At 40.7% G+C, this 16,595-nt stretch carries 10 protein-coding genes; 9 read left to right on the forward strand and 1 reads right to left on the reverse strand.

Annotated elements, in window-relative coordinates:
• The first annotated feature begins 259 nt into the window (after nt 1–259).
• The 7 genes from RWN13_RS19635 (at nt 260) to RWN13_RS19665 (ending at nt 12,325) form a co-directional block, all read left to right on the forward strand.
• Nucleotides 260–2,326 carry a methyl-accepting chemotaxis protein gene (locus tag RWN13_RS19635; protein WP_314067209.1) on the forward strand — a complete coding sequence of 689 codons (2,067 nt, stop codon included), beginning with the start codon at nt 260–262 and terminating at the stop codon, nt 2,324–2,326.
• Nucleotides 2,327–2,457: 131 nt separating this feature from the next.
• On the forward strand, nt 2,458–3,588 hold the full coding sequence (locus RWN13_RS19640) for an exonuclease SbcCD subunit D (protein ID WP_314067211.1): 1,131 nt from the start codon (nt 2,458–2,460) through the stop codon (nt 3,586–3,588).
• Nucleotides 3,589–6,732, forward strand: a complete 3,144-nt coding sequence (locus RWN13_RS19645; protein ID WP_314067213.1) for an SMC family ATPase — start codon at nt 3,589–3,591, stop codon at nt 6,730–6,732.
• Nucleotides 6,733–6,749: 17 nt separating this feature from the next.
• The gene (locus tag RWN13_RS19650) at nt 6,750–9,953 is read left to right on the forward strand and encodes a DEAD/DEAH box helicase (RefSeq protein WP_314067215.1); all 3,204 of its coding nucleotides are present in this window, start codon (nt 6,750–6,752) and stop codon (nt 9,951–9,953) included.
• A 185-nt stretch (nt 9,954–10,138) separates the two neighbouring features.
• On the forward strand, nt 10,139–10,405 hold the full coding sequence (locus tag RWN13_RS19655) for a hypothetical protein (RefSeq protein ID WP_314067218.1): 267 nt from the start codon (nt 10,139–10,141) through the stop codon (nt 10,403–10,405).
• 113 nt (nt 10,406–10,518) lie between these two features.
• Entirely contained in the window at nt 10,519–11,010 is a 492-nt protein-coding gene (locus RWN13_RS19660) for a hypothetical protein (RefSeq protein WP_314067219.1), read from the forward strand.
• 346 nt (nt 11,011–11,356) lie between these two features.
• Complete coding sequence (locus RWN13_RS19665) at nt 11,357–12,325, forward strand: helix-turn-helix transcriptional regulator (protein ID WP_314067221.1); 969 nt, start codon at nt 11,357–11,359, stop codon at nt 12,323–12,325.
• A 167-nt stretch (nt 12,326–12,492) separates the two neighbouring features.
• Here RWN13_RS19665 and RWN13_RS19670 read toward each other — a convergent pair whose 3' ends face one another.
• Nucleotides 12,493–13,041, reverse strand: a complete 549-nt coding sequence (locus RWN13_RS19670) for a hypothetical protein (protein ID WP_314067223.1) — start codon at nt 13,039–13,041, stop codon at nt 12,493–12,495.
• Between the two features lie 1,057 nt (nt 13,042–14,098).
• Here RWN13_RS19670 and RWN13_RS19675 point away from each other — a divergent pair.
• Nucleotides 14,099–14,842: a MurR/RpiR family transcriptional regulator gene (locus RWN13_RS19675; protein WP_314067226.1), complete on the forward strand. Its 744-nt coding sequence runs from the start codon at nt 14,099–14,101 to the stop codon at nt 14,840–14,842.
• Between the two features lie 145 nt (nt 14,843–14,987).
• The gene (locus tag RWN13_RS19680; protein ID WP_314067228.1) at nt 14,988–16,415 is read left to right on the forward strand and encodes a 6-phospho-beta-glucosidase; all 1,428 of its coding nucleotides are present in this window, start codon (nt 14,988–14,990) and stop codon (nt 16,413–16,415) included.
• Nucleotides 16,416–16,595: the final 180 nt, after the last annotated feature.

The raw sequence follows: 16,595 nt of genomic DNA on the forward strand, positions 1-16,595 counted from the left end.
CTAGAAAAATCCGGTTAATTCAGATGTATCATCCCAACTGTTTGATTGGTTAAAGTGGGGCGAGTTGATATGGAGTGCTAGAAAAATCCGGTTAATTCAGATGTATCAGCTCAACTGTTTGATTGGTTAAAGCGAGACGTGACGGGATATTCTTTTAGTAGGGATTTTGTTGAGTGGCTTAATAAAAAGGGAAAAGTGCCGATTAATAAGGTATTAAGCAATTTTATTAGACATTTTTGAATCAATAGGAGGAGAGTAAGTGAAAGGCAAAGGCAAGAGTAAAAAAACAAGTTTAACAACAGTCATTTCTTTAAATATTATCCCGATTATCCTAATTATTTTAATTACCATATCTGTTGTGGGGTACACATTTGCCACGAAGATTATTCAAAAGCAAGTGACGATTCAAATGGAAACAAAATTGAATGAAACAGTTAAATCCATCGACATGATTTTACAAACACAGCAGGCATTGGCTCAAAGCACTGCGAAAAGTGTGGAAAGTTCCTTAGGGAAAATGGCAGAAGGCGATTATGAAGCTCTGTTGATGAAGCAACTACCCTTATATCCGGAAACGTATGGCATGGGAATTTGGTTTGAACCTTTTACTGTAGGTGAACGGAAGCAGTTTGCCCCTTTTGCCCACAAAGAAGATGCCAAGGTAGTGGCCGATCGCAGTTATACGGTGGGATTAGATAGGATTTGGGACACAGAGTGGTATACGGTCGGCAAAGCCAATAAAGCTGGTGGTTGGACAAAATCTTATCACGATCCTAAAACCAACGTTGGGATGGTCACAACGACTTATCCGATGTATCGGGGAGAGACATTTATTGGGGTTTCCACAGTTGATATTGATATTTCTAGTATTCAACAATTAATCGCTGACTTAAAGATTGATTTTGATGGGAAGGCCATCCTTGTGGATACGGATGGCACTTATCTAGGCGGTGCACCTAAAGAGCAGCTTATGACCCAAAAAATTTCAACAGATCCAAATCAATCCTTAGCTGACAGTGGCAAAGCCATGTTAAAAAATAAATCTGGTCAAAGTCAGTACAAAGGTAAAAATGGCAAAGAACGTTTTTACTATCAAACATTACCATTGAACGATTGGAAGATTGGTATCACGGTCAATGAAGGTAAGCTAAAAGCTGATTCTAATCGCCTGTTGCTGATTTTTACCCTGATCAGTATACTAGGTATTACGATTGTGACTTTTGTGATTTGGCGTTTTGCAAGCAAACTTGGAAAAGCCGCTAAAACCTACAGCAAAATTGCCCAAAGTGTTTCAGCAGGTAATTTGGTTAATGAGTTTGAAGCGCAGGATCTGGCACGTCAAGATGAATTAGGGGAGATTGGGCGTTCGTTGCAAGAGATGCAGCTTAATTTGAAAGAGGTGGTTCAAAGCTTCCAATTGGCATCGACTCAAATTGATGACAATGCGCAAAATCTCTCGTCTTTCTCTCAAGAAATGGCTGCAACTGCTGAAACTGTGGCAGTTTCTGTCAGTGAAGTCTCTATGGGAACAGGGAATCAGTATGAGAAACTAAAAACCGTGGACCAAATTGTTGCCAGTTTTAGTCAGATGATTCACTTTATGACTGGGGCGATTCATGAAGTGGGGGAGTCGTCACAGAATATTAATCAATTAGCTAATCGCAGCCAAGGTGGTATGACGGAGCTGATGGAGTCGTTTGAAACCTTAGACCGTTCGATTAAAGAATTGATTCAACGGGTAGATTCTGTTGGGAATAATATGAAACAGGTCAATGAAATGACGGAGTTGATCAATGGAATTGCGGAACAGACCAATCTTTTGGCCTTAAATGCGGCAATCGAAGCAGCGCGAGCGGGTGAGTCTGGCAGAGGGTTCGCCGTGGTAGCTGATGAGATTCGCAAATTGGCAGAGAAAAGTAAACACTCTTCGGAAACAATTAAAACGTTAATTGAGGATGTTTATGCAGATACGGAAGGCATGATTAGTTCGACCGCGTCTGTTGATCAGGAAATCGCTTCTCAACGTAAACATATTTCAGCAGCATCACGCTCTTTTAACGGCATCATTAAGGCAGTTGAAGAAATAGTACCAAAAATTGAAACGGCAGAAGAGTCAGCAACGGCGATTAATGACAGTCGCGAGACTATTCTAAAAGAAGTCAGTGAAACGAGGGAAATTTCCGAGACCGTTTCGGAATCGGCAGAAGAAATCGCCGCGTCGGCTGAGGAGATGTCAGCCTCTACAGAAGAAGTTTCGGCTGCTGCAATGAATTTAGGTCAAATGACCAATGAAATGCGTGAAAAGATCAAATTTTTCAAAATTTAAGAGAGTTCTCACTGAAGTAAGCCATTCATTATGCGAATGGCTTACTTTTTTTATTTTTCTACCCCTGTCTTTTCAGTTTCTAATGAAAATTTGGTATAATGGTGGGAAGATGTTTTTTGAGAGGTGATGACATGAAATTTCTACATACTGGGGATTGGCATATTGGCAAGAAACTAAATGGTTTTGATTTATTGGAAGAGCAGCGCTATGCCTTTGAACAAGTGATGAAACTAGCTGCTACTGAGAAAGTTGACGGCATTATTATTGCTGGGGATTTGTACGACCGTACAGTACCGGCAGTTGAAGCGGTGGAATTATTTAATCAGATGTTAATCGACATGAATTTAAAAGCGGCCTATCCTGTTTTTGCAATCTCAGGGAATCACGACAGTGCCACTCGTTTGGAAACCGGGGGGCCATGGTTTGAAGCGCTAAATTTTCATTTACACACCCGGTTGGAACAAGCTTTTAGACCAGTTGAATGTGGCGATGTTCAGCTGTATTTATTGCCGTACTTCGAGCCTTTTGAAGCTCGTCAGTACTTCCAAGATGACAGCATTCGTTCGATTGATGTGGCCATGGAAGCGGTGATTGCTGAGATGCGTAAAAGCTTTCAAGGGGATAAACAACAAGTTTTAGTCGCTCATTTTTTTGTGGCAGGTAGTTCAACTTCAGATTCAGAAACGAAAGTCACCGTTGGCGGGTTAGACGTGGTACCACTAGCGCTTCTAAGTGACTTTGATTATGTGGCTTTGGGGCATTTACATTATAAAAATGCGTTAAATGGAGCAAATGCTCGTTATAGCGGCTCCTTATTAAAATATTCTACCTCGGAAGTCAATCAACCAAAAGGCGTGTGGATTGTTGACGTTGGTCATGAGACGACCTTTGACTTTGTGGAACTGCCTTTTTTACGGGATTTAAACGTATTGGAAACCGATTTTGCGACCTTAATGGATCCGGCTTATTATGACACGATCCAACGGGATAACTATTTAGCTATTTCATTGACGGACCGTGGCGTGATCCCCAATGTGATGACTCAGTTGCGAACCATTTACCCACGCATCATTCAACTGGAGCGGGCCTTTGGTCGTGATATTAAACAAGCCAGTCGTAAAACCACAGAGGCGATTCAAGTCACCAGTCCAACGGAATTATTCGCCAATTATTTTAGCGAGACCACAGGTGAGCCACTTTCAGAGAAGCAAGTAGCGTGGTTAGAGGCCGAAATCAGTCAGATTGAAAAGGGGGAACAGTAGATGAAACCCATGAGCTTAAGGTTGCAAAATTTTGGCCCTTATCAAGCTGAAACGGTTGATTTTAGTCGTTTTTATCAAAGTCCGCTTTTTCTGATTAGCGGTAAAACTGGAGCGGGCAAGACCACATTATTTGACGGCATGACGTTTGCTTTATATGGTGAAACGACTGGCGGCATTCGTCAAGGGAAAGAGATGCGATCCAACTTTGCTGCGGCCAGTGAGCCAACGTCAGTTATTTTTGAATTTGCTCATCGTGAGCATCGCTATCTGGTGGAGCGAGAACCAGAGCAAGTGTTGGCAAAAAAGGTCGGCGAAGGGACCACGACTCGGCCAGCTAAAGTCAGGTTGACGGTTTTTCATGACGAACAAGAGATTAAACAACTGACGAAAGCCCGAGATGTTCAATTGTACTTAGAAGAGTTGCTGCATCTCAATGCACAGCAGTTTACCCAAATTGTCCTATTGCCTCAAGGGGATTTTCGCAAGTTTTTGAATGCTAACAGTAGTGATAAAGAAGTAGTTTTGCGAAAATTGTTTAACACAACCCTTTATCGGCAATTAGCTGAAGGGCTAAAAGCCCGAAAAAAAGATTACCAGAAGGAATTGGAACAAGCGGGGAATGCCATTCAATTATTGTTGAAACAGCTGAAATGGCAGCCTGAATTTGCAGAAAAGGCCGCAGAACTGACAGGGATTGAGGACTGTTTGGCCCTCTTAGAGGAGCAACAGCAGCAGTATCAGCTCCTAATCAGCGAGACGGAGAAGGCACTCAGCCAGGATCGCCAAGAGCAGCAAAAAGTGGCAGATCGTTACAATCAAAAAAAAGCCCTCCTATTGCTTTTTGAAGAACGGCAACAACTGCAGGAACGATTTGAGGCCTTGAGGGCTGAAAGCCATCAAATAAAGGCTCAGGAAGTTCGCTTGGCTCAGTTGGAGTGGGTGTCTCAACAAGAGGGTGACATACGTCGCTATCAAGAAAGTGTCATGGAAAGTCAGCGTGTAGCAGGCCTTTTGGCTAGCGCTCAAGAGGAACGTGAGAGAACCATTGAGCAAGAGAAGCAAGTAGCAAGAGAAGAAGCTAGCTTGTTGACTAAAGAGCAGGAAATCAAGGAACAGCAGGCGGAATTGGCTCAACTGATTCAATTAGCCCCTCTTTTGGCTGAACGCAAGGGACATTCTGAACGTCTAGCCCAGTTAAAAGTTGAATTAACCCAACTAGCAGCAACTCTAGCGACGTTAAATGAGCGAAAAGGCAACAATCAGCAGGCGTTAAAAAAGGCGGAGGAAAGGCTAGCCAAGGGGGAGCAGTTACAAGCCGAAAAAGAACAGCTAATAACAGAACTGTATCACTTGGAACAATTGCTTAATAGAGGGCAACAAGCCAGCCAGCTTTCCCAATCCTTAACTGCCAAAACCAGTGAATTGAGTCGAGAAAAACAGCAACTAAATGTGTTGGAAAGCAGTTGGCCAGAATGTGAAAGTCAATTCCAGCAAGCCAAAAGTCAAGTTGCCAGTTTGCAAATTGCTCGTTTGAGCTTGGATTTAATGCCAGGGGCTCCTTGCCCAGTTTGTGGAGCTACGGAGCACCCAGAACCGCATCGTGACCAAAACTGGTCGGTAGCTGAGATCAAAGATGCTGAAAGAAACTTGGAGGCAAAAGAACAGGCCCTCCAAGAACTCAAAGAAAGTCTGGCAAAATCCCAGCAAACCTGTGAGTACCTTGAAAAGGAAGAGGCAACCTTCGTCCAGCAACTGGCTAAAGAAGAGAGCTGGTATCAAGAAACAGGCGCTGACAGCTTGTCGGACAGCTGGCCTGTGCGGATTGACACCCTTAACCGAAGACACCAAGAGGTCTTGGCTAACCAAGAGAAGACAGTCAAGGCTTTAGCTGAGTTAAAACTACTTAAAGAAAGCCATCAACACATTCAAGAGGAACAAAGTGTGCTGGAGGAGCAAATTGAAGACTGTAAGGGACAACAGCAAGTCCTAGCCAGTGAACAATTAAAACGTGAGACAACCATGGCGACCATCAGACAACAACTGCCAACTAAATGGGCGGAAATGACTGATTTATCCAGCATTCAAGCCGAGTTGGCTGAGAGTGTCAAGCAGTGGGAAGAGACCTTGGCAGGCTTAAAAGCTCAATTAACAGCCTTGGGAAATCAGCTCCTAGTGGGGGAAAGTAGCATCAGTCATTTAAGTGAACAGTTGGCTAAAGAAACAAGCCGTTGTGAGCAATTGACCACCCAGTTAGATGCTCAGTTGGCAGCTAGTCCATACGACTATCAATTAAGTGAGCTTCTAGATGAGTTAGGGAATCTGTCAGAGGTCCCCAATCTGAGAACAGCGATTGAGACGTTTAATCGTCAGCAATTGACATTACAAGCCCAGTTGGAACAAGTCAACGGGAAACTTAAAGAGGCCGAACAGCCGGATATTAGTTTAGAAGAGCATCAGTTGGCCAACCTTGATCAAGAGATATTAGTGAAATCACGACACGTGGTGGAACAGGAACAGCAGCTGGCGCACAATCAAAGCATTGCCAAAGACGTTCGCCAGCAGCAGGCTGACCTTAGTGATAAATGGCAGGAGCTAGCAGAGCTCAATCAATTATCAGAAGTGGCTAATGGAGATGGGCCTTACAATAAGATGAGCATTGAGCGCTATGTGCTCCAAGCTTATTTTGAAGAAATCTTGCGAGTGGCCAATCAACGTTTGATTCAATTGACGAATAATCGTTATAGTTTTGAATTAAGTGAGAGTCAAGGTTCATACAAGAGTCAAACGGGGTTGGAAATCAACATATACGACGATAATGTGGGAGCTGTACGCAGTGTTAACACCTTGTCAGGTGGTGAAAGTTTTATTGCAGCCTTATCCCTCTCCCTTTCCTTGGCAGAGGTGGTGCAAAATCAAGCAGGCGGGATTCAAATAGACGCCATGTTTATCGATGAAGGCTTTGGTTCCTTAGATGAAGATGCTTTGGAACAAGCCATGGACGCCCTAGAATTAATTGAAGGCCAAGGGCGGATGATTGGGATTATCAGTCACGTCCGTGAATTAAAACAACGGATTCCTCAACAATTGCAAGTCGTGGCTAGCGGAACAGGTATCAGTAGCATCCGTTATCAGACAGCAGACTAAGAAGAGGCGGAAAAAAGATGAAGTGGACCATTCCTGAAAGAATTATTCAAAGAGGACGTAAATATGCCGATGAAGGCCGTGTGACGGCCATCACCCAAGATCTAACCCAAGAAGTATGGCATGCTGAGGTGATTGGCTCAGCCATTTATCAAGTGGAATTAGATGGTACTCCTCGTGAAAAAGATGTGTGTACCTGTGCTTACTGGCAAGAAAACGGGTATTGCAAACACACGGTGGCCGTTGAATTGGCACTGAGAGATAAAGGGCTCAATCGCGTCTTAAAGCAAAACAAAGATTTAAAAACGACTTACAAAGCGCCTTCTTTATCAAAAATTGTGACAGACAGTTTTGCGAAACTCCAAGATAAAGAAACCAAACAAGCCCTGGAAGAAGAAGCACTGTTAAAAGTCGAATTTATGGTGGAAAGTTTGGAAATTTCCAACTACCATCCGGAAAAAGCAGTCTTTGGTTTAAGCTTCAAAATCGGTTATTTAGACGGACGGACCTATGCCGTTAAAAATGCTAGTGAATTTTTACAAGCTTTTGCTAAACAAGAAAAATTTCGCCACAGCGACAAATACCTCTTTTCTCTAGCGGCCCTTAATTTCAGTGAAACTGATTATAGCCTATTGACAGATGCTTTGGGTATTTATCAAAATAACCAGATGGTTGCCAGCAGTGGTGTCCAGTTAAAAGGCAGTGTCAAGCAGCGCTTCTTGCTTTTGCCGGTCAAAGAATTGAAGCCCTTCTTAACGACGTTGCTGCGTCACGATAAACTGCACCTGACGATTGGCGAAAAAACCACTCGTAAGCTCTTTTTTTCCAGTGGAAAATTGCCAATTGTTTTTGAAGTGGAACCACAACATACGGGGTTTAATTTGAAAATTAGCAATGGCATTGACCATTACTGGGAGACCTACCAGTGGGTCAGTCGTGGTGTGACAATTTACGAGATGACAACGGCTCAACAAGAGATTTATCAGACCTTGACTCAGTTATTAAAACGAGTGGAGACGCCGATTATTTATTATGAGGCAGAGGAAGTGGCCGACCTCTTTTCCTATGTTCTGCCGGCTTTGGAGAAAATTGGCTTGCTGAAAGTCGATGAGAGTCTTCAAACTGAAATGATTCAAGTGCCCGTTAAAACAGGTCTTTACTTGTCAGCTACTAAGGGCAAACTCAACATGCGAGTGGACTTTAAATACGGCGAAGAAGTTTTTTCGACAGATAAGGCTCACTCAACTAAAACCGATAAAACTGCCTTAGTTATTCGCAATCAAGTTCAGGAGAGTCGGATTGAGAAACTATTAAGCCGTTATCACTATACAAAGCGGGCCGTTGGTTACAGCAAACCACTGCCTGAAAAAGCGGAATTATACCAGCTCTTTTCAACGGAAATTCCCTATTTGCGGAAATTTGCTGAGGTGGAAATTGCGCCGGATCTAAGTAGTCTCTATCTGGATGCGGTTCAGTTTCAGCCTCAAATCGAGGTCTTTGAAGAAGGTTCTTGGTTGGATATTCGTTTTGATGTTTCCAATATTGATGAAACTGATATTGACGCCATTTTATTGAGCTTACTCAATCAGGAAAGCTTTTATCAGTTGTCCAATGGACAAATTTTATCCTTGGATTCAGATGCCTTCCAACAAACCAGTGAAGCCTTATCTAAATTAAGAGGGCAACTACAGTATCAAGATGGCAAATTCTTAATTCCTAAATACCGGGGATTGCAAGTGGAAGAAGCCTTGGAAGACGTTGCGAATACGACCTTTAGTCAGGACTTTAAAGTGATGGTTGAAAAGCTGACAAAACCAGAATCTTTGGATTATCCGATTCCTGAAAATTTAGAAGCTGATTTGCGCCATTATCAAAAAGTCGGCTTTCGCTGGCTAAAAATGCTGAGTGACTACCAATTTGGTGGAATTTTAGCCGATGATATGGGACTAGGGAAAACCGTTCAAGGCATCACCTATCTCTTGTCTGAAAAAGAAAAAAACATTGGCGCCCCTTCATTAATTGTGGCACCGGCCAGTTTGATCTATAATTGGCAAATCGAGTGTCAAAAGTTTGCCCCAAGTTTGACGACCTGTGTGGTGACTGGCAGCAAAGCTGAGCGGGAACGGTTGTTGCAAGAAGAAGGGGATTGCGATTTGTTGATTACCTCTTATGCAAGTATTCGTCAGGACATTGAGCTCTATCAGGAACTGGACATTCACTGTTTGATTTTAGATGAGGCTCAAATGGTCAAAAACTCAGCTACAAAAACCTTCCAAGCGATTAAGGATTTAAAAACCACCCATCGCTTTGCTTTTAGCGGGACGCCGATTGAAAATGATTTGGAAGAATTATGGTCATTGTTTTACATGTTAATGCCTGGATTTTTCCCATCACGTGCCAAGTTTAAAAACTTGGAAACCGAAGAAATTGCCAAGATGATTCAGCCATTTGTTCTTCGTCGTGAGAAAAAAGAAGTTTTAAAAGACTTACCTGATAAGATTGAGTCAAATCTATACAGTTCGTTGACCGAGGAACAAAAGACAGTTTACCTAGCTCACTTGCGTCAAATGCAAGAATCGATTTCCAGTATGAGTGCCGATAGTTTTAGAAAAAATCGCATTTCCGTTTTAGCTGGCTTGACTCGCTTGCGTCAGATTTGTTGTGATCCAGCTCTCTTTATTGAGGATTATCAAGGGGATTCTGGAAAGCTGGAACAAGTTAAGGAACTGGTGATTGCCGCTAAGGAAAACGGTCGTCGTGTCTTATTATTCTCGCAATTTACCAGCATGTTAAGCATTATCGAAAGAGAGTTTGATCAGTTGGGAATTGAGAGTTTTTATCTGCGAGGCAGCACTAAGCCTAAGGACCGGATTGAGATGGTTGAGGCTTTTAACAGCGGCGAAAAAGATGTGTTTTTGATTTCCCTGAAAGCGGGGGGAACCGGCTTGAACTTAACCGGAGCTGACACGGTAATCTTATACGATTTATGGTGGAACCCTGCTGTAGAAGAACAGGCTGCCGGACGTGCCCATCGGATGGGTCAGAAAAAGGTGGTTGAAGTCTGGCGCTTAATTGCGGAAGGAACCATTGAAGAGAAGATGAACAAGCTGCAACAAGAGAAGCGGGAACTCTTTGATAAAGTCATGAACGCTGAAGAAGAACAACAATTAGCGAAATTAACAGAAGCTGATATTCGCGAAATATTGAGTATGGGAATCAATTAAAAACAAGCCCCTTTCACATGGGTATCAAGTGAAAGAAAGGCTGACTTGGGGTCTGGATGTTAGCCTGAATACTGCGGACAAAATGGCTGATGAGGGGAAGTAGACCAACCCGGTTAAATGAAAACAACTTGTATAATTAAGAGGCACGAGTTAAGCGTGACACTATGATTATACAGGATGTTTTTTTGATTCAGTATCGAAAGATATTAGAACTGCACTTATCCAACATTGCGCAACGAACAATCAGTTCTATCACCGGAAATGCGTGGCAAAGAGTGTCTGATGTCATTAAACAAGCAAAAATGAAAGGGCTTGAGGAATTAACAGACGCCATGACAAACCAGTGGCTTGAAGACTTTCCTTTCCCTGAAAAACAAGCATTAGAGAAAGGTTACTTCCCAATTAATTGGGATGAGATTTATCAAGAGCTGATGAAAAAAACGTCACATTAAAGCGTTTTCATCTTGGGTATGAGGACAAGGCAAGGCGCCACCATAAAATTCCATATGCTTATCGAACCATTGGTGAGAATTACGGGAAACATGCCAAGAAATACAAACTAACGATGCCAATCAGACGAAAACTAGGAGAGCTTATTGAGACTGACTGGGCTGTTTCAACTCTGAGGCCTAAAGATCGAGAGACAGGCGAGACGATTAACGTTTATATGTTTATTGCGACACCCCCCTATAGTCAATATAGCTATGTCGAAGGGTTCTTAGATTTGAAGAGGGACAGCTGGCCAACTGCACATATTAATCCCTTCAATTATTTTGGTGGCGTATCGGAAGTATTGGTTCCCGATAATTTACGTACCGGTGTTATTAAGTCTGACAAATATGAGCCAATCATAGACGAAGCTTATGGAGAATTAGCTGATTATTACCAAACAGTTGTCGTCCCAGCACGAGTGAGAACGGCTAAAGATAAGGCATCAGTTGAAGGGGCCGTTGGACATATTTCGAGACAAATCATCGCAGCTTTACTTTATGATGAATGTTTTAGTCTTAATCAATTCAATCAAGAACTATTAGCTAAACTAGATGACATCAATTAAACTGATTTTCAAAAACGAGAAGGTTCCAGATAACAGATAGTCGAGGAAGAAGTGAAATCGCCCCTTCAGCTCCTTCCTCGAACGCCTTATAAAATCGCGAAATAGAAAACAAGTAAGTTCAATTGAACCAACATATCCAAGTTGAACTCATGTATTACTCAGTCCCATATGAGTAAGTCCAAAATGAAGTGTCTAGCCGACTCACTAAGATTCTAATTAACGTTTACTTCAAAGGCATCTGATATCTATTGTATCAAGTTTGGTACAAGGAAAATCGCAAATGGTCTATAATAGTGCTTTTCATTTAACTCAATGAAGTGTATCTTCAATATAAGGAGGAATTATTATGGATATTGGAAGTAGAATACATTCATTAAGAAAAGAAAAAGAGTGGTCACAACAAGAATTGGCTGAGATTATTCATGTTTCAAGACAAACTATTTCAAGGTGGGAAAATGGCGACACCCTGCCAGATATTGATTTACTAATAAAAATTACTGAGGTATTTGAAATCTCATTAGATCAATTAATAAGTGACGAGAAAGATAAAGAAACGATTTCAGTAAAAATGAAAAAAACTAGACATAAGTTGTCCATGTTTAATTATGTAGTTATATTGCTAGGTGTGGCTACAATAATTTTATCAGTGCTAGCGCTTAATATTATTTTGGAGAATAACAATAAGAAAGTGGAAACTCAGTTGATAACGCTTGAAAATTCAATAATAAAGGCGAATAACAATTTGGATTCACTATTAGAAAATGCCTCAATTCTGTTACCGGATATGAAAACGACTGAGTCAAAATTTTTAGATCTAAAAAAACAAAGTATTAAGTTTAGTGAAGAAGTATCAACGATTCAAGTAAACAAAATTTATGATAACCCACTAAGAAAAAAAGAGAAAACAGAACAGATGGCTAATTCTCTTAATATGAGGATTAGCTCGATTATTGAGGTTTATAAGATTCTATCCAGTTTGAATACGTTTTATTCAGAAAGCGTTATCTTAGGAAGCGGAGAAAAGAATGGTGGAGCTGAATTATTAGGTTTTCCAACAGAACAAGAATTGACTAAAATCTATTCTGATGTACGAAGACTCAATGCTATTAAGGTGAAAGACACATTACTTATTATCGTCGAAGACGTGAAAAAGCAAAAAGAGCTCTTTGAGAATATTAAGTTACAATTAAAATACGTTGATGTCGATAATGAAGAGGAAATAGCGATGTTTTATGACAGTATTTTAAGATTAAGTAGTGGGACTATGCAAGATAGGTTAAAAAAAGAAATGAATGATATGAAAAGCAGTAAATAAACAATCCCGAACTGAAAACTAGCTTATACTAAACAGGCGTTAATAAGTAAAGTCATTAACGCCTGTTTTGATATAGGAACATATTTTGAATTTTTGCCATTCATTCAAAAAAGAACGCATCAGAAGAATCATAGGTTAAGTAAAGAGCTATTCTTTATGATTCATCTTTACAACGTTACAGAGATATTGTATTGAGATTCTGCACTCAAGTTTTTTAAATCCAGTGTTAAATTACCCGTACTTTTAGTTGTAAAGCTGTCAACAGATCTGCCTACGTCTAAAGTCCAGTTCACATATGTCGTATTCCCCATTTTAGCTGTCACAGTTCTATTTCTAGTTCCACCAGCGCTAGGGGTATTCGCATAAGATACTCTTTGACCATTAGAAACAGCGTATCCTCTCCTCCAAGAAGTACCGTTCTTCAAAATCGGATAAAAGTTGTCTGTAGCAGCGCGAATTAAACTTTGTTTGATATAGTCCGAAGGCAACACAGAAAATGCTGTTTCTGTTAACTTATCGTCTTTGATTGTAAAATATTTCCCTGAAATTTCTAACACATAAGACTCAATATCCAACGCTTCTTCATTTAACACTAGCGAACCTCCACTTGAAGAGTCTATCACAGAAACATCAATATTAGTGGAAGCATTTACTTTTTGTGAAAAAAGAAATATTGAAGCTAGGCTAAGAATAAGAATATAAATACTTTTCTTCATGTTTTCACCCCCTCCTCTTGTAAGCGTTATTTTTTTCACTTTTATTTTATCACTAAATAAACAAAAATCTTTATCACTAAATAAACAAAAATCCAACGATAATTGATCTGGAATTCATTGATACGACAGGTTTGTTACCTGATTTTGTTACAAGATACAAGATGTTAGATGGTTGTTACATGCTTATTTAAAGAATTCCTTATTAGATAAAGGTGTGCAATCAAATACGATTAAATCTTATCACTAGTGTAAAGTAGAAGAAGTCAGGATATTCTGGTTTATTAATTTCTTGAAAAATTGACAAAACGGATGACCACTTCCAGAAAATGTTCAGTACTTAACTTTTAAACCAAGGGTACCAGCGACAGGTTAAACGATTGTATCGGAATAATGTGTCTCAACCAGCGCTCTGCCAGATCAAACCGATGATAATAAAAGGTTCGTTTGAGCATCCGTTGATAAGTTTTTCAACTTTATTGACGATACCCATTCCTGAAATGATGTTTTTGAGGGATATTTATCCATATACTAGTCCATTTTATTGTTCATGAAAAACTTGAATACAAGTTTTATGCCAATGTTAAATCTTCGCAATACTAGTGAAACATAATAAAAGAACAATCACTAAATGGAAAATATGGATGTTATTTATAAAGACGTTGCGAATACTCCTTATCAAGAGAAGGAAAAAAGGTGATAATCTTAATGGAATTTGGATGCGGGGATTCAACTATAAAAGAGTGACCTATCGAGCCGCTTATGAGATTGAAGGGGATAAAATTATCCCTATTCTATTGTGTGGTAGTTGACCTGCTATGAACAGTTAAAAAGAAGGGTGAACTAGCAAAGATAAGCAACAGTAGTGAGTAAATTAATGTCATTTTGTACCCATCGTATTGATTGGCATGAGGTATAGCAATGATAGGCTGGCTCTCTCCATGAGGGCTTTTTTGAGTGCATTAGCTAAGTCACTCCAAGTAAATCTTTGCCTAGTATAGTTATTTTTTTCAATCCATAGTATAGTAAACACCATACAAACGATGAAATAGGTGAAGAAATGTCATTTTTAGGTAAGGTAAATTTTAATGAATTATCAGAAGTGGATCACGCTATCTATAATTATATGTCGACAGATAGTGATAAAATCCCTTATATGCGAGTACGGGAAATTGCAGCAGAATCACATACCTCTGCTTCGTCAGTGATGCGCTTTATTCGTAAATTAGGCTATGAGAGCTTTACGGAGTTTAAGACTCACTTTAAAACGGAGCATGAAATGAATTATCAAGGAAGTGATTTCTCCAGGGGAAGTGAATTGTTGGAACGACACAATTTTCCTAAAGAAATCGAGATGAAGCTTAAGCTTGTGGCCGAGTTAATCTTAAGAGCGGACAATATTGTCTTTTTTGGCATGGGCTCATCGGGAGCTATTTGTGAGTATGCTGCCCGTAAGTTAGCAACTATTGGCTTTAACAGTTTTGCATACAGTGATCCGACTTTCCCCCTTTTTGGCAAGTTGCGCAACAGCTCTTCTAATGTGCTGATTACCTTGTCAATCAGTGGCAGTACAAACGAAGTTGTGGAAACGGTTAACGGCTTTAAAACTCATCCGGACTTTGATACAGTCTGTGTCACAACTGATCAAAACAGCACCTTGGCTTTGATGTCAGATCATGTTTTAAGCTACCGAACAGATATTGAACTCTTACATAAACACGAGGATTTAACCTCGCAAATTCCATGCATGTATATAGTTGAAAGCTTAATTAGAGAAGTATTGAACATGGATAAGTTATTTTGATGAAAACCACCCTTGGCACACTACGTGCCAAGGGTGGTTTTGCATTCAAGGGGATGGTACAAGGTATCAACCTTAAGAAATCCCTTTCATTCAGTTTGAGTAAACCTTATACTCAAAGTGTAGAAAATATTGGAGGGCTTTTATTATGGATAAAAACGTTTTTAAAGATACTTTTTTATGGGGTGGCGCAGTGGCTGCCCATCAGATAGAAGGTGGCTGGGACCAAGGGGGAAAGGGCGTTAGCATTGCAGACGTGATGACGGCAGGTGGCAATGGTATTCCTCGTGAAATAACAAAAGGGGTCCTTCCAGATAACTATTACCCAAACCATGAAGCTATTGATTTTTATCATCGCTATCAGGAAGATGTGGCATTGCTAGCGGAGTTGGGAATAAGTTGTTTTAGAACGTCCATTGCTTGGAGTCGGATTTATCCAAAAGGGGACGAGTTGGAACCAAACGAAGAGGGGCTGAAGTTTTATGATGACTTGTTTGATGAGTTATTGGCTCATGGCATTGAACCGGTGATTACCCTCTCTCATTTTGAGATGCCCTATCATCTGTATGAAGCCTATGGCGGGTTCAAAAATAAACAACTGATTGACTTTTTTGTTCGTTATGCCGAAACGGTGATGACCCGTTATAAAGATAAGGTCAACTACTGGATGACCTTTAATGAGATTAACAATCAAGCCGATGGTCAGCATGATTTACATGTTTGGACGAATTCAGCGATTCGTTTTGAACCAGGTGACAATCACGAGGAAATCGTCTATCAGGCAGGGTTAAATGAGTTGATTGCCAGCGCTAAAGTCGTGGCCTTAGGTCGTCGGATTAATCCTGATTTTCAAATTGGCTGTATGATGGCTTATGTGCCCGTTTACCCTTACTCATGTAAGCCAGAGGATATGATGGCGTCAATCAAGGTCATGGATCGGCGATTCTTTTACAGTGATGTTCATGCTCGCGGTGAGTTGCCAAATTATATGTTAACCTATTGGCAAGACAAACAGTTTCAAATTGATTACACCTCAGAAGAGCTTGAGGCACTGAAAGCCGGAACCGTTGATTACATTGGCTTCAGCTACTACATGTCAACGGTAACGACGACTCAGGCAGAAGTAGATGGCTATCCAATCGCTGATTTTCCAGCTGCGAAAATCACCAGCAACCCCTTTGTTAAGGCCAGTGATTGGGGCTGGCAAATCGATCCCGTCGGCTTACGCTATACGTTAAATCTGGTGTATGAACGCTACAACTTACCATTGTTCATCGTTGAAAATGGCTTTGGTGCCTATGACAAATTGGAAGAGGATGGCACCATTAATGACAGCTACCGAATTGATTACCTTAGCCAGCACATTGAGCAAATGGCTTTGGCTGTGACGAAAGATGGGGTCGAACTGATGGGCTATACCCCTTGGGGAATCATTGATATTGTCAGTTTTGGCTCAGGAGAGATGGAAAAGCGTTACGGCTTGATTCATGTTGATAAAGACAATCAAGGTCAAGGAACGTTAACTAGACGGAAAAAGCAGTCATTTTACTGGTACCAGCAGTTGATTCGCAAATAACTAATAAAAACGTTTTTCAATAAAATAAAACAAGTTAAACGGACAAGAAATTCCCAAGTCCTTTTAACGGAGGAGGAGTAGTGGTGGAACAGAAGACCCTTAAAACATTAAAGCAATTGCCGCGAAAAGAACGTCTGTCAAAGTGGTGGCAAGGATTTAAACGTCAATGGGAGCTCCAGA

The organism is uncultured Vagococcus sp., assembly GCF_963518325.1.
Taxonomy (GTDB): Bacteria; Bacillota; Bacilli; order Lactobacillales; family Vagococcaceae; genus Vagococcus_D.